15 protein-coding genes are annotated in these 15,338 nt (G+C 56.4%); 7 read left to right on the top strand and 8 right to left on the bottom strand.

Annotation, left to right across the window (positions count from 1 at the left end; genetic code table 11):
* Positions 1-82: 82 nt before the first annotated feature.
* From ACR0BI_RS02630 to ACR0BI_RS02650, 5 genes are all read right to left on the bottom strand, one after another.
* Complete coding sequence (locus ACR0BI_RS02630; RefSeq protein ID WP_170393061.1) at positions 83-1,123, bottom strand: substrate-binding domain-containing protein; 1,041 nt, start codon at positions 1,121-1,123, stop codon at positions 83-85.
* A 181-nt stretch (positions 1,124-1,304) separates the two neighbouring features.
* Positions 1,305-2,336, bottom strand: coding sequence for an ATP-binding protein (locus ACR0BI_RS02635; RefSeq protein ID WP_480561495.1), 1,032 nt, complete (start codon positions 2,334-2,336; stop codon positions 1,305-1,307).
* 6 nt (positions 2,337-2,342) lie between these two features.
* Positions 2,343-2,864 carry a gamma carbonic anhydrase family protein gene (locus ACR0BI_RS02640; RefSeq protein ID WP_170405803.1) on the bottom strand — a complete coding sequence of 174 codons (522 nt, stop codon included), beginning with the start codon at positions 2,862-2,864 and terminating at the stop codon, positions 2,343-2,345.
* On the bottom strand, positions 2,861-3,502 hold the full coding sequence (gmk, locus tag ACR0BI_RS02645; RefSeq protein WP_170393058.1) for a guanylate kinase: 642 nt from the start codon (positions 3,500-3,502) through the stop codon (positions 2,861-2,863). Before gmk ends, ACR0BI_RS02640 begins: the two co-directional genes overlap by 4 nt.
* 15 nt (positions 3,503-3,517) lie before the next feature.
* A complete protein-coding gene (locus ACR0BI_RS02650; protein ID WP_170393692.1) occupies positions 3,518-4,408 on the bottom strand; it encodes a YicC/YloC family endoribonuclease in 891 nt (296 codons plus the stop codon).
* Between the two features lie 232 nt (positions 4,409-4,640).
* On the opposite strand from ACR0BI_RS02650, the gene ACR0BI_RS02655 reads away from it, so the two are divergent.
* Complete coding sequence (locus tag ACR0BI_RS02655; protein ID WP_480561494.1) at positions 4,641-5,312, top strand: PAS domain-containing protein; 672 nt, start codon at positions 4,641-4,643, stop codon at positions 5,310-5,312.
* Positions 5,313-5,367: 55 nt separating this feature from the next.
* Here the strand turns inward: ACR0BI_RS02655 and ACR0BI_RS02660 are convergent, their stop codons facing one another.
* Entirely contained in the window at positions 5,368-6,738 is a 1,371-nt protein-coding gene (locus ACR0BI_RS02660) for a class II 3-deoxy-7-phosphoheptulonate synthase (protein ID WP_170393056.1), read from the bottom strand.
* Between the two features lie 169 nt (positions 6,739-6,907).
* Here ACR0BI_RS02660 and ACR0BI_RS02665 point away from each other — a divergent pair, with 169 nt between their 5' ends.
* Positions 6,908-7,912 carry a GlxA family transcriptional regulator gene (locus ACR0BI_RS02665; RefSeq protein ID WP_170393055.1) on the top strand — a complete coding sequence of 335 codons (1,005 nt, stop codon included), beginning with the start codon at positions 6,908-6,910 and terminating at the stop codon, positions 7,910-7,912.
* A 20-nt stretch (positions 7,913-7,932) separates the two neighbouring features.
* On the opposite strand, the gene ACR0BI_RS02670 is transcribed toward ACR0BI_RS02665, so the two are convergent.
* The gene (locus ACR0BI_RS02670; RefSeq protein ID WP_170393054.1) at positions 7,933-8,460 is read right to left on the bottom strand and encodes a GNAT family N-acetyltransferase; all 528 of its coding nucleotides are present in this window, start codon (positions 8,458-8,460) and stop codon (positions 7,933-7,935) included.
* An 88-nt stretch (positions 8,461-8,548) separates the two neighbouring features.
* On the bottom strand, positions 8,549-9,643 hold the full coding sequence (locus ACR0BI_RS02675) for a PQQ-dependent sugar dehydrogenase (protein WP_170662584.1): 1,095 nt from the start codon (positions 9,641-9,643) through the stop codon (positions 8,549-8,551).
* A gap of 170 nt (positions 9,644-9,813) precedes the next feature.
* Between ACR0BI_RS02675 and ACR0BI_RS02680 the strand changes: the two genes are divergently transcribed.
* From ACR0BI_RS02680 to ACR0BI_RS02700, 5 genes are all read left to right on the top strand, one after another.
* Positions 9,814-10,995, top strand: a complete 1,182-nt coding sequence (locus ACR0BI_RS02680; protein WP_480561492.1) for an ABC transporter substrate-binding protein — start codon at positions 9,814-9,816, stop codon at positions 10,993-10,995.
* 125 nt (positions 10,996-11,120) lie between these two features.
* Complete coding sequence (locus tag ACR0BI_RS02685) at positions 11,121-11,909, top strand: ABC transporter ATP-binding protein (RefSeq protein WP_170393051.1); 789 nt, start codon at positions 11,121-11,123, stop codon at positions 11,907-11,909.
* On the top strand, positions 11,906-12,736 hold the full coding sequence (locus tag ACR0BI_RS02690; RefSeq protein WP_170421675.1) for an ABC transporter ATP-binding protein: 831 nt from the start codon (positions 11,906-11,908) through the stop codon (positions 12,734-12,736). Before ACR0BI_RS02685 ends, ACR0BI_RS02690 begins: the two co-directional genes overlap by 4 nt.
* Before the next feature lie 85 nt (positions 12,737-12,821).
* Entirely contained in the window at positions 12,822-13,832 is a 1,011-nt protein-coding gene (locus ACR0BI_RS02695) for a branched-chain amino acid ABC transporter permease (RefSeq protein WP_170393049.1), read from the top strand.
* Positions 13,829-15,142, top strand: coding sequence for a branched-chain amino acid ABC transporter permease (locus tag ACR0BI_RS02700; protein ID WP_223118035.1), 1,314 nt, complete (start codon positions 13,829-13,831; stop codon positions 15,140-15,142). The genes ACR0BI_RS02695 and ACR0BI_RS02700 overlap by 4 nt, the downstream gene beginning before the upstream one ends.
* Positions 15,143-15,338 lie beyond the last annotated feature (196 nt).

Here is a 15,338-nt window from a genome sequence, read left to right on the forward strand (position 1 = left end):
CCCATAGGTCTTGATCGGGATTAGGGAAAAATTGGGGGCGACAGAAAACGCTGCCCCCAGTCAATTCAATCGGGGTGAGGGATTAGCTGCCCGAACCCAAGGTTACTTCGTTGGCAATCGCGTCCTGCGTTTTTGCCAGTTCAGGATCGGCAACCAGACCGTAGTTGGCCAGCGGGCCCGAGGGACCAGCAATTTCTTCATGAGTGAAGAACTGGGCGTATTCTTTCAGACCGGGGATCACGCCGATATGCGCTTTCTTGACGTAGAAAAACAGCGGGCGCGAGACGGGGTATTCACCCGACGCGATGCTCTCGGTCGACGGTGCGATACCACCCATCGTAGCCACTTTCAGCTTGTCGGTGTTGTTCTCGTAGAACGCCAGACCAAACACGCCGATACCATTGGTGTTGGTGTCGATGCGGGCCAGAGTTTCGGTGTAGTCACCGTCGATATCGACCGATTTGCCGTCGGTGCGCACGTCCAGGCATGCATCTTCGGCGTCATCTTCGCTTAGGCCGCCCGCGACCATGGCTTCCATCGCGCCCGTCGCTTCGCAACCTGCCAGCAGAACCTTGTCTTCGAACACTTCGCGGGTACCGTGTTTGGTGCCCGGGATGAACATTGCGATTTCCACATCCGGCAGGTCAGCGTTGAACTCGGCCCAGCTGTTGAAGCTGTTGTCGACCAGCGCGCCATCTTTCATCACTTTCGATCCGATGGCATTGTAAATATCCGCAGGCTCAAACGCCGTGAAGGCAGGACCCGACTGCTGGCTTGCAAATACGATGCCGTCATAACCGATGCGGACTTCCATGATGTCGGTCACACCGTTTTCGGCGCATGCTTTAATCTCTTTTTCACGGATGGCACGCGATGCGTTTGCAACGTCGATCGTGTTTTCACCGACGCCTTCGCAGAAGCGTTTCAGACCGGCGGACGAGCCGCCTGATTCAACAACCGGTGTGGGGAAGTCGGTATTTTCACCGAACAGTTCTGCAACGATTGACGCATAAGGCAGAACGGTGGAAGAGCCAGCAACTTGAACGTTGTCACGCGCAGCAGCAGTGGTTGCCGAGACGGCAGCGATAGCCAGCGCAGAAGCCGACAGTTTTACAAAGGACATTTCAGTCTCCTTGAAAAGGATGGGTACTGATCATCCCCATGATGATCTGAGCGCAGCACTATGACGCCTGCGTAAGCCTTTTGTGACAGGTATGTAACGGTTTCATGACAACTCATGAATTTCTCAGAAATTCTTAACTTGACGAAGCGTCACCCCAGTAAAGCCTGCGTTTGGCACGCCCTCAGCGTGGTAGAATGACCGTAAACGTCGCTCCCTGCCCCGGTTCACTTTCCACACGCAACCTGCCCCGATGGCGATTGACGATATGCTTCACGATCGCAAGCCCCAGTCCGGTTCCGCCCAACTCGCGCGAGCGGTGACTGTCTGCGCGATAGAACCTTTCGGTCAACCTGGGCAGGTGTTTGGCATCAATACCGAGCCCTTGATCAATGATCTTGATCCGTACCGCAGGACCGCGCATCGCCGTATCCCGCTCAGACAGGGTTACGACCACACCGACCTTGCCACCGCTGCCCCCGTATTTGATCGCGTTTTCAACGAGATTGGTTATCACCTGACGAAGCTGATCGCTGTCTCCGACCATCTCGATCGACTCGTTTGGGGCATCCAACGAAACAACAACACTGGCATCATCCGCCAGCGGTCGCAGAGTGTTTAAGGTCGATTGAATTAGGCCTGTCAGTTCCAATGGCTCTTTAGGTCTGACCCGTTCTTCACTTTCCACCCGATTGAGCGACAGCAAATCCCCCACAAGCCGGTTCATCCGATTGGCCTCATCCGCCATGATCTGAAGAAAGCGGTCGCGGGCGGCGGTGTCGTCGCGGGCGGGGCCTCGCAATGTTTCGATAAACCCCATCAAGGCCGTTAGCGGTGTGCGCAATTCATGGCTGACATTGGCCACAAAATCGCGCCGCATCTGACCTGCCTGTTCCAAATGCGTGATATCCTGAAATACCGCCAATACCGCTTCGGTCCCGCCGACGAATCTGCACTGCACCTCAAACGTCGTATCCTGAGCACCATCATTGGACAGATGCCGCGCTTTGCCGGGCTGCTTCGAGCGCAGGCATTGTTCGACGGCATCGATGACCTGAGGCTGGCGCAGGATTGTGGCAAAATGCCTGCCTTCGATTGCGTGTCCCAAAAGCGTCCGCGCCTCGCTATTTGCGGCGACAATACGCTCGGTCTGACCAACCAGCACGGCGGGCATCGGAATGGCTGAAACCAATTCGGCAAGCAGGGTATCCGTCATGCGCGTTTAGACCGGACGCAATGTTTGGCGAAACTTACGCATGTTGTCCTGATAGTGCAGCGCACTCAGCGTTAGTTTCTGGGCCGCCGCCTCATCAAGCTGCCGCACAACTTTGCCCGGCGAGCCCATGACCAACGAATTATCGGGAACCTCTTTGCCTTCGGTGATCAGCGCCCCCGCCCCGATCAGACAGTTCTTTCCGATCTTCGCCCCGTTTAGAACGATAGCCCCCATACCGATCAGCGTATTGTCTCCGATCGTGCAACCATGCAGCATGACCTTGTGACCAATTGTGCAGTTCTTCCCAATGGTCAGCGGATAGCCCGCATCGATGTGCATCACGCAGTTTTCCTGCACATTGCTGCCTGCGCCCACACGGATTTCTTCGTGATCGGCCCGGATGGTGCACCCGAACCAGACCGAAGCGCCTTGTTCCAGGACTACTTTGCCGATCAAGTTGGCGTCGGGGGCTACCCAGGTGTCTTCGTGAATTTGCGGCGAGTCATCGCCCAAAGCATAGATGGTCACGACAAGCCCTCGAACTCGGTCTGCAACGAGCGGATGTGGTTCTGCAGGCTGGGCTGTTGGATGCGACGCATGCGTTCTGCGCTGACGATGGTCTTCAGTTTTTCCTCGGTGGTATCCAAATCATCGTTGATCAGGACATAGTCGTAGTAGCCCCAATGGCTGATCTCATCCCAGCTTTTTAACATGCGCTTGGCGATTACATCCTCACTGTCCTGCCCACGCCCTTCCAGCCTGCGGCGTAGTTCACGGATCGAGGGCGGGAGGATGAAAATCGACAACGCATGCTTGCCCAGATCCGAATTGCGGATCTGCACTTCACCCTGCCAGTCGACATCGAACAACACATCACGCCCTTGCGTAATGGACTCGCGGACCGGTCCAGCAGGAGAGCCGTAGAAGTTGCCAAACACATGCGCGTGTTCCAGCATCTGCCCATCCGCCACCTGCTGTTTGAACTCGTCCTCGGATAGGAAGTAATACTCCCGGCCATGCTCCTCACCCGGGCGCGGAGCACGGGTGGTGGCCGAGATCGAGAATTCCAAACCGACATCCCATTGCATCAAACGGCGGGCCAGAGTGGATTTACCTGCGCCCGAAGGCGAGGACAGTATGATTAATAGACCGCGGCGATCCGCCATGTGATGTTCCCGTCCTTATTCCACGTTCTGCACTTGCTCGCGCATCTGATCGATGACCGCTTTCAGCTCCAACCCAACCGCCGTCAGTTCGGCATTCTGCGATTTCGAGCAAAGCGTATTGGCCTCACGATTGAACTCCTGCATCAGGAAATCCAGCTTACGCCCAACCGGGCCGTCTTGCGTTAAAAGGGAACGCGCCGCAGTGACATGGGCCTTCAACCGGTCAATTTCTTCGGTAATATCGGCCTTGACCGCGATCAGGGCCAGTTCTTGTGCAACACGATCAGGGTCCGCACCTTGCGTATTGTCGAGAACGCGCGTCAGATTTTCGCGCATGTTTTGCGCCATTTCCTCGCGGCGACGCTCGGCCAGATCAGCGGCCTGATCCGTCAACTTTGCGACTTGGTCGAGTTGTCCCGCAAGAATGCCTGACAGAGCTTCACCTTCGGAACCGCGCATCTCAATGAATGAAGCAAGCAAGCCACCGAACTCAGATTTCAGGTGCTCGACAAGTTGGGCTGGATCATCCGCGTCAGCTCCGGCTTCCAACATCCCTTTCAACGCAAGAAGATCACTTGCTTTGGACGGTGCCAACAATACGCCCCGCGCGCCTGCAAGCGCTTCGGTCTGGGCCAGTGCATCCAGCGCAGCTTCCATCGCTGGGGTGTTCAATCGGACATCCGCGGCGGATTCTTCCCGTCCCATCCGAAGGGACAGCGTGATGTTCCCTCGGTTGACCTGCTTCGACAGATCGCCTCTCAGCGCGGCCTCTAGCCCTGTCAACCAATCGGGGAGCCGCAGTCGCAAATCCAGCCCCTTGCCATTGACGCTGCGCAATTCCCAAGTCCAGCTATGGGGACCAAACGCCCCCTTGCCCGAGGCGAAACCGGTCATGGATTTGATCATGCCTGCCCTTTCCGTCAAATTCACTGGTCGCACCTAATGCCATTGACCAGCAAGGGGCAAGACCTTGCTCATTCCCCAATCAATGCCAAGAGGTTAACCATTCGTTAAAGAATTGCTCCAAAATTGTATTAACCCGTGTCAATCTGACAGTCAGAAAAGCTGGCGGATCGCAGCTTTGCCCATTAGATGGCATTTTAGGAAAATCGCGAGTGATTGACGGTAGGGTGATGAAATGAAAACCTTTTTCGGGACTGGTTCCGGCTCAGAACTTGGAAAGATCATCGCAATGGACCGATTTGACAGCGGGCGAAGCCTTTCTGCCATCCGTCAGGCCGAAGCCTATTGGACCGCCTTGCTGACAGGTGAAGGCGTTCCGATGCGCTCGCAGATCGATCCGCGCGGCCTGGAGAATATTCTCGAATACACTTTCATACTGGAACGCATCGCGCCGGGTTTGGCCCGGTTTCGGCTGGCGGGAAGTCACCTGAACAATATGGCGGGCATGGAAGTTCGCGGTATGCCTCTAACGGCTTTTTTCGAACCGAGCGCCCGCGATGATGTCAAATCCATTCTGGACCAAGTCCTCACCGGCCCCGCAGTTGCTGAACTGGGCTTGCTTTCGAAAGGCAAGCTCGGACGAACCAGCCTTCAGGCCCGCATGATCCTGCTGCCGCTTAAAAGCGATCTAGGCGACGTCAGCCGCATTCTTGGGGTCATGGTCAGCGATGGAACCATCGGGGCAACACCGCGTCGCTTCATCGTCTCGGATCGCCGCGTCAACCCGATCTCTGAACTGCAACAGCCTCCGAGGCCTGTCCAACAGCAAACAGAGGGGTTCGCTGAAAACCAGACCACGTTCAAAGGGGCACCGCACCTAAGGTTGGTATCATCACGTGACGACTAAATGAAAACGGCGGGCATGAGGCCCGCCGTCTTACTAATTCAGGATGTATTCGAAGTCAGCTTGCAGCGCGCTTGCTGCGGTCACGACGTAGGTTGGTCAGTTCTTCCGCGACAAGGAATGCAAGTTCCAGCGACTGCGAGGCGTTCAGGCGCGGGTCGCAAGCTGTGTGATAGCGATCCGAAAGATCCTCTTCTGTCACCGCGCGCACACCTCCGGTGCATTCGGTGACATCCAGCCCTGTCATCTCGAAATGAACACCACCGGGGATCGTGCCTTCAGCCTGATGTACGCCAAAGAAATCGCGTACTTCGCGCAGCACGGAATCAAACGGCCGGGTCTTGTAGCCGGTCGCGGATTTGATCGTGTTGCCATGCATCGGATCGCAGACCCAAGTAACCTGTGCGCCCTCTTCCTTCACGGCTTTGACCAGACGCGGCAGATGCTCACCCGCTTTACCTGCACCAAAGCGCGCGATCAGAGTCAGACGCCCCTCTTCGTTTTCTGGATTCAACTTGGACATCAGAACCTTGAGGTCTTCGGCACTGGTTGTCGGGCCACATTTCAGACCAATCGGGTTCAGAACACCCCGGCAGAACTCGACATGCGCACCGTCGGGCTGACGGGTCCGATCGCCGATCCAGATCATGTGCCCAGAACCGGCCAACCAATTGCCCGAGGTCGAATCCAGACGGGTCAACGCCTCTTCGTACTCAAGCAACAGGCTCTCGTGGCTGGTGTAAAACTCCACCGATGAGAATTCGTGGGTGGTGTCGGCGGTGATGCCAGCAGCCCCCATGAAGTCAATCGAATCCTGAATGCGGTCGGCGATCTCAGAGTATTTCTGAACGTCTTGCCCGTCGGCAAAACCCAGCGTCCACGAATGCACGTGGCTCATATCCGCAAAACCACCGGTCGAGAACGCCCGCAGCAGATTCAGTGTTGCCGCCGCCTGTGTATAGGCCTGAAGCATCTTGTCGGGATTCGGAATACGTGCCTCGGGTGTAAAGGCCAGCTCATTGATGATGTCACCGCGGTAGCTGGGCAGCTCCACACCGTCCACAACCTCTGTCGGCGCACTGCGCGGTTTTGCGAACTGGCCCGCCATGCGGCCAACTTTAACCACGGGAACCTTGGCGCCGTAGGTTAGCACCATTGCCATCTGCAGCATCACCTTGAACGTGTCACGGATCGCATCCGCGCTGAACTGCTCAAAGCTTTCAGCGCAATCCCCGCCTTGCAACAGGAACGCTTCGCCACGGCCCGCGGCTCCCAGATGCTGCTTCAGCCGTCGCGCTTCACCCGCAAAAACCAGCGGGGGATACTGCGAAAGCTGCGCCTCGACTTTGGCCAGCGCGGCCGCGTCGGTATAGTCTGGCATCTGAACCCGGGGCTTGTTGCGCCAGTTCGTTTTTTGCCATTCAGTCATAGCTTTTATCTCCGCTGAAGTATTTCAGGTGGCCTCTATACAAAATGCATGAATGAGAGGCCATATCCCTTTTGCGCCTCTTGACGCCATAATCAAGCTTTGAGCATGGTGACTGGCATATCCGCCACCGTGGAAATCCCGGTGCGCGCCGAATCAAGGACAGTTCGCCATGCAAGAGCAACGCCAAGTTGTCACTGTGGATCACAGCACAGGCAAGCCGCATAACTTTGTATTTGTGCTCTTGGACAAGTTTTCCCTTCTGTCATTCGCTTCGGCTTTGGACAGTCTGCGGATCGCCAATCGAATGGCCAACCGAGAGCTTTATACCTGGACCTTGACGGGCGAAGGCGGTGAAACAGTGACTTGTTCAGCCGGTACTTCTTTCAATCTTGATTCTGATCTGACCGAATTACAGCGTGACGACGTCGTCCTGATCTGCGGGGGGGTCGATGTACAAGCGGCAACCACCAAGCGCATTCTGAATTGGGTACGCCGCGAAGCGCGTAAAGGGTTGAAAATCGGCGGTCTTTGCACCGCGGCCTATACGCTGGCCAAAGCCGGTTTGCTGGAAGGCAAGCGCGCAACGATCCATTGGGAAAACTCAGACAGTTTTGCCGAAGAATTCGACACAGTAGAGCTGACCAAGTCGGTGTTTTTGGTTGATGGCAACCGAATGACAACTGCAGGCGGCACATCCTCGATTGACCTGATGCTCAAGCTGATTGCCGAAGATTACGGAGAAGATCTGGCCAACGCGGTCGCTGATCAGATGATCTATTCTTCGATACGTACGGATCAGGACACGCAACGTTTGTCGACACCTACACGGATCGGCGTGCGCCACCCCAAGCTCAGTCAGGTTATCCTGATGATGGAAAAGAACATAGAAGAGCCAATCTCGCCTTCTATTCTAGCCAAGGACGTAGGCATGTCGACGCGCCAGCTAGAACGTCTGTTCCGCCGCTATCTCAGCCGCTCGCCCAAGCGCTACTACATGGAGTTGCGCCTACATAAAGCGCGGAACTTGCTGATGCAGACCGATATGAGCGTCATCAATGTGGCGCTGGCTTGCGGCTTTGCCAGCCCGTCGCATTTCTCTAAATGCTACCGGGCGCATTACAACACCACGCCTTATCGCGAACGCGGTGCACAGAGCGGTCGGTTGTCAGTTTGATTCACGGCCGCAGGGAAACCTTACAAATCTTTCGCAAAGTAGTGCAGGTGCGGCCGTAACATCGGTTGATCCAGATAGGTCGTGGTTTCGATTGGTGAGTCCAGTTCAACAAAACCAAGTTTGGGGTACAGGTCGCGCATTTCGACATTCGGCGTAAGCGTATCGGCGATGAGGCGTTTCAAACCCATATCACGCGCGGCCTGTTCCCGGGCTTCGATCAAGGCACGCCCGGCACCGGTCCCCCGTGCCTCCTCGGTCACAAAAACCCGCTTAAGTTCACCGGTTTGGTGATCAAATCGTTTCAGCATCCCACATCCAATGATGTCTCCGGCATCGTTTCGCGCCACCACAAGACATCCATTCGGGGGTAGGTAATCCTCTGTATGCGCCCAAAACTCTGCCAATGCGCTTTCGGGGGCTGCTGGATCAATCTCAAAGCCCATATCCTGCATTCGTTGCACGATAAGCGCATAATATTGTGCCAGGATCGTATTCAGTTCGCGCTTTGGCGGCATTGTTTCACAAAGCTCGATTACAAAATCACACATTCAAATCTCCTGATCGCCCTGAAGCCTGGAACAGATACACCGTGACCGAATGGCATAGAAGCAAACGCCCTAACCCCGTTTAATACCGTCAGAGGGGCGTCATTCGGTAAACCGCGCCTTGCCCGACGGAAATGAACCAGATCGCCCCATCTGGTGCTTCGGCGATGTCGCGAACACGTTCGGTCTCGGGGCCTTCGATCTGCTCAACCTCACGCAGTGGATCGCCCGCCAAACGTGCAATGTAGTCGAATTTCAAAGAGCCAACGAACAGATTCCACTTCCATTCCGGCCAAAGTTTCCCGGAATAGACCATCAAGCCAGAGGGCGCGATGGAAGGATCCCAATAATGCTCGGGCTGTTCCATTCCTTGCTTCGACGCGCCTTCACCGATCTTCTGACCCGAATAATGAACGCCATATGAAATCACTGGCCAGCCATAATTGGCACCGGGTCTGATCAGATTAACCTCATCCCCGCCTTTTGCCCCGTGTTCCGAAATCCAAAGCCGACCCTGCAGATCCAAATTGGCACCCTGAGGGTTTCTGTGACCAAACGACCAGATCTCTGGGCGGACACCGGGATTGCCCACAAACGGGTTATCACTGGGAACTGAACCATCACGGTTGATCCGAATGACCGTACCCATGTGGTTCGTTCGATCCTGCGCAGCCGGGCGATCACCTCGGTCACCGATAGTGACGAACAACGTGCCATCATTCGCTTCAACTACGCGAGAACCAAAGTGGCGCCCGCCTGAGCCACCGGGAGAGGCCTCGAATATCACGCGCAGATTGGTCAGACGTTCTCCGCTTTCCGATAAACGAGCGACAGCGACAGCGGTGCCTGCACCGCCTCGTTGCGATTTGGAGAAAGTCAGAAAAAGCTCGCGGGTCTGATTGAAGTCACGCGCGATGGTGACATCTAGCAAACCGCCCTGCCCGTTCGCGACCACTTTTGGCAGACCCTTGATACGCTTCGCCTCACCTCCGGCAACGTACAAAAGCTCGCCATCTCGCTCAGTGACAACAAAGCTGCCATCCGGAAGAATGCCAATCGCCCAAGGTGTATCAAGGCCTCTGACCACCTGAGTAACCTGAACCGGCCCGCCGGTTGTGTTGATGACATCGGACCAGCCTGCAATCGACCAGCACGACAGAATGAGAATCGCAAAAGTCCTGATCATATCGACCCAATCCCTAGTGGTGTACCGCAACGAACTGACCTAGCCTAACAAAACAGATAGGATTGCTGCATTCAAAAGCACTTTTTTGTTAGGACTTTTCTTTTTCGGACAGCTTGCCTAGGGTCATGCCCAGAACGACGACGTTCAAACGATAAATAGGGAGTAACCTAATGAAAAAGCTGCTTACCGCTACTGCAGCAACCGCTCTGCTGGCGGGTACCGCTATGGCCGAGGACGTGAAGCTGGGCGTGCTGTTCGGCTTTACAGGCCCGATTGAATCGCTGGCCCCGGCCATGGGTTCGGGCGCAGAAATGGCGATGGCCGAGGTCACCGAATCCGGCAAACTGCTGGACGGCGCAAGCGTGACCGGAACCCGCGCCGATACCGGCTGTATCGACAATGGTCTGGCCACATCGAACGGCGAACGTATGATCGCCGATGGCGTCGCCGGTATCATCGGCGGCGACTGCTCGGGCGTCACTGGCGCGATCCTGCAGAACGTCGCGATCCCGAACGGCATGGTCATGATCTCGCCGTCGGCCACGTCTCCGGGTCTGTCGACCATGGAAGACAACGGCCTGTTCTTCCGCACCGCCCCGTCGGATGCGCGTGAAGGTCAGGTGATGGCTGACATCCTGAACGATCGTGGCATCAACTCGATCGCGCTGACCTACACCAACAACGACTATGGCAAGGGTCTGGCGGACGCGATCCAGTCCTCGTTCGAGGCTTCGGGCGGCGAAGTCACCATCGTTGCCGCGCACGAAGACGGCAAGGCCGACTATTCGGCCGAAGTTGGCGCGCTGGCCTCGGCCGGTGGCGATATTCTCGTGGTCGCAGGATATCTGGACCAAGGTGGTTTGGGCATCATCCAGTCGGCTCTGGACAGCGGAGCGTTTGACACGTTCGGTCTGCCGGGCGGCATGATCGGTGACTCGCTGCCGGCAAACGTTGGCCCCGACCTGAACGGCTCGTTCGGTCAGATCGCTGGCTCGGGCGGTGAAGGTGCCGAGAAGTACTTTGCCATGGCTGAAGCTGCGGGCTTTGACGGTTCGTCGCCCTACTCGCCGGAAAGCTATGACGCCGCCGCGCTGTTCATGCTGGCGATGCAGGCCGCAGGTTCGACCAACCCCGCTGAATACGGCGCGAAAATCATGGATGTCGCCAATGCTCCGGGTGAGCAAATCTTCCCCGGAGAACTGGCTAAAGGTCTGGAGCTGTTGGCTGCCGGTCAGGACATCGATTATGTCGGCGCATCGGGCGTTGAGCTGATCGGCCCTGGTGAAAGCGCAGGTTCCTATCGCGAGATCGAGGTGACCGACGGCGAAAACAAGACCGTCAACTTCCGTTGATCCAAGGTTAAATGTCATAAAAACAAGCAGCCCGGCCCTTGTGTCCGGGCTGTTTCAATGAAAAAAGGCCGCACTCCGGTTAACGGGGATGGTAAAAACGCCGAAAACGGCGGCTAGGGGAAAAGATGATCGTCGTCGATGACGTGCACAAGCATTTCGGCGGGTTTCATGCGGTGGACGGGGCATCGCTGGAAATCCAAAAGGGCTCGATCACCGGTCTGATCGGACCGAACGGGGCCGGAAAAACCACGCTATTCAACGTGATCGCGGGCGTACTTCCACCGACCAGCGGTAAGGTACACATGGACGGTGAGGATATCACTGGCCTGCCCCCGCACGAGCTGTTTCATAAGGGCCTGCTGCGCACCTTCCAGATCGCGCATGAGTTTTCGTCGATGAGTTGCCGTGAAAACCTGATGATGGTGCCCGGCGCACAATCCGGGGAATCGCTGTGGAACACATGGTTCGGGCGTAAGCGTATCGCGGATGAGGAACGCGCACTTAGGGCGAAAGCCGATGAGGTGCTGGAGTTCCTGACAATCGAACATCTGGCCGATCACAAGGCCGGTCAGGTCTCGGGCGGTCAGAAGAAGCTGCTGGAACTTGGCCGAACCATGATGGTCGATGCCAAGATCGTGTTTTTGGACGAGGTCGGCGCTGGTGTGAACCGCACCCTGCTGATGACCATCGCCGACACGATCCTGCGCCTGAACAAGGAACGCGGCTATACCTTCGTCGTTATCGAGCACGACATGGATTTCATCGGCAAGATTTGCGACCCGGTCATCTGTATGGCCGAGGGAAAGGTGCTGGCCGAAGGCACTCTGGACGAGATCAAGGCCAATGAACACGTGATCGAAGCCTACCTAGGCACCGGCCTGAAGAACAAAGACAAGCTGGAGGCGGGCGCATGAGCGACAACCCCTACCAGGACGACAAGGGCAACAAGGACGCCTCGATCACCAATACGCATGGTGTCGGCACCATGACACCAGCGCATCGCAAAAGCGGTGAAACGCAACGGGTCGAGGGCGGTCCTTTCCTGATTGGCGACACCATGACCGGTGGCTATGGCAAAGGGCCGGACATCCTGCATGACTGCACCATCGCCGTTGATAAGGGCGAGATCGCGGTGATCGTCGGCCCCAACGGCGCGGGCAAATCCACCGCAATGAAGGCTGTGTTTGGCATGCTGGACGTACGCCAAGGGTCTGTGCGGCTGGATGGCGAAGATATCACCAATCTTAGCCCGCAAGACCGCGTGGTACGCGGCATGGGCTTTGTCCCGCAGACCTCGAACATTTTTACGTCGATGACAGTGGAAGAGAACCTAGAGATGGGTGCTTTCATCCGGCGCGACGACATCAGCCAGACGATGGAACAGGTCTATGACCTCTTCCCCATTCTCCGCGACAAACGCAATCAGGCCGCCGGAGAGCTGTCAGGTGGTCAACGTCAACAGGTCGCCGTGGGCCGTGCGCTAATGACCCAGCCCAAGGTGTTGATGCTGGACGAACCCACCGCCGGTGTCTCACCAATCGTGATGGATGAGCTGTTCGACCGGATCATCGAGGTCTCGCGCACCGGGTTACCGATCCTGATGGTCGAACAGAATGCCCGTCAGGCGCTGGAGATTGCGGACAAGGGATATGTACTGGTCCAGGGTCGCAATGCCTATACCGGGACAGGCAAGGAGCTGTTGGCCGATCCAGAAGTTCGCAAGAGTTTCTTGGGGGGATGACACCAGTGACAGCTACTCTCGTGTTTGATCACTCTGAAATCAGGTCGAAAAGACTTACGAACTTGGAAAATGAGGTAACGAACTAATGGACTTCCTCAACGCCCTTGTGGCGCTCTCCAACTTCGTTCTTGTTCCCGCAATCGCCTATGGCAGCCAGTTGGCGCTGGGCGCTTTGGGGGTGACGCTGATCTACGGCATCCTGCGGTTTTCTAACTTTGCCCATGGCGATACGATGGCCTTTGGCGCGATGATCGCGGTGCTGGTCACTTGGGGCCTGCAAGCCGCTGGCGTCAGTTTCGGGCCGTTGCCAACGGCTCTGCTCGCCCTGCCCTTTGCCATTCTGGGCTGTATCGTTCTGGTGCTGATCACCGACCGGTTGGTCTATCGCTTCTATCGGGAACAGAAGGCCAAGCCTGTCATTCTGGTGATCGTCTCGATGGGTGTGATGTTCATCATGAACGGCCTTGTGCGGTTCATCATCGGTCCGGATGACCAAAGGTTCTCGGACGGAGCGCGTTTCATCGTCTCGGCGCGAGATTTCAAGGCGATGACTGGGCTGCGTGAAGGGCTGGCTATCAAGACCTCCCAGGGCATCACGGTGATCGTGGCGGTTGTCGCCGTGGCGCTGTTGTTCTGGTTCCTGAACAAAACGCGCACCGGCAAATCAATGCGGGCCTATTCTGACAATGAGGATCTTGCGTTGCTGTCCGGTATCAACCCCGAGCGCGTGGTGATGATCACATGGATCATCGTTGCCGCGCTGGCGACCACTGCGGGCGTGCTTTACGGCCTCGACAAAAGCTTCAAGCCATTTGTCTATTTCCAGCTTTTGCTGCCGATCTTTGCCTCGGCTATCGTGGGTGGCCTCGGAAACCCTCTGGGAGCCATCGCAGGCGGTTTCATCATCGCGTTTTCTGAGGTGACGATCACCTACGCGTGGAAGAAAGTGCTGACTTATCTGGCACCTGAAAATCTGGAGCCGTCAGGTTTGGTGCAGTTCCTGTCCACCGATTACAAATTCGCTGTCAGCTTTGCCATTTTGCTGATCGTACTTCTGTTTAAGCCAACCGGCTTGTTCAAAGGAAAAGTGATATGAGCGAGCCCGTCAAAAACACGCTGCTTTTTGTGGTCGTCGGCGCACTCATCCTGTTGACCGGATTCACCCAAAGCTGGAACGCCGCAATCCTGATCCTGAACATGGGCTTGATCTCGGCCATCATGTCGATTGGCGTCAACCTGCAATGGGGCTTTGCTGGCCTCTTCAACGTTGGTGTCATGGGCTTTGTCGCGCTGGGCGGGCTAGCGGTTGTGCTGGTTTCGACACCCCCAACCCCCGGCGCCTGGTCTGGTGGCGGGTATGGCGTCATCCTGTCGCTTTTGATGGGTGCGGCAACCGTGGTTGCAGCTGTGATGGTGGCCCAAAAAATGCCCAAGGGACGCACACAAACCTTTGCGATCATCGGTATTCTGGTCGTAGGTTTTTTTGTTTACCGCGCAATTTTTGATCCCAACGTAGCTGCGATCGAAGCGATTGATCCTGCTGTCGCTGGTAATATCGGCGGTTTGAACCTTCCTGTCCTATTCGCTTGGCCTGCCGGGGGACTTTTGGCGGCGGGCGCAGCATGGCTGATCGGAAAAACAGCGCTGGGCCTGCGCTCGGACTATTTGGCAATCGCCACACTTGGCATCGCCGAGATCATCATCGCCGTCATGAAAAACGAGGACTGGCTGGCACGTGGGGTCAAGAACGTCTACGGCATTCCACGCCCCTCACCGGTGGTTGGCTACGAAGTTGAATTGCAGCAAGACCCAACTTTCCTTGCACGGGCCGAGTGGTTCGGGCTGGATCCGGTTACTGCCTCGACGCTTTCCGTCAAGCTGGGCTACTCTTTGCTGTTCCTGTTCGTGCTCCTGGTGCTGCTGTGGATGGCTCAGATGGCGTTGAAAAGCCCTTGGGGCCGCATGATGCGCGCCATCCGCGACAACGAGGTCGCCGCCGAGGCGATGGGCAAGGACGTCACCCGTCGCCATCTACAGATCTTTGTTCTGGGCTCAGCCATCTGCGGCATCGCCGGTGCGATGATGACCACTTTGGACGGGCAGCTGACGCCGGGCACTTACAACCCGCTTCGCTTTACCTTCCTTGTCTGGGTCATGGTGATCGTCGGCGGGTCGGGCAACAATTTCGGTGCCGTACTGGGAGCGTTCCTGATCTGGTTCCTGTGGGTTCAGGTTGAACCCATGGGCCTGTGGCTGATGAACCTGATAACCTCAGGCATGCCTGACGGCAGTGCACTTAAGACGCATCTGATCGATAGCGCCGCACATATGCGCCTGTTCACCATGGGGCTGATTCTTTTGATTGTTCTTAGATTCAGTCCAAGAGGGCTGATCCCCGAGAAATAAGCAAAATTTCTTGCGAAATTCCCCTAACGCACCGTTAATCGGTGCGTTTTATTGTGCGGCGAGTCAGAACGCTCTAAATCGGTGTATCGTGATCCACCACATCGCGCTGTGCCCCATACCATGTTTGTTTGGTGCGGAGTTGTAACGATCTGACAGTTAACCAAGATGAGAGCACCGTAGTCGCAATGATTAAACC

Source organism: Ruegeria sp. E5, from assembly GCF_056534105.1.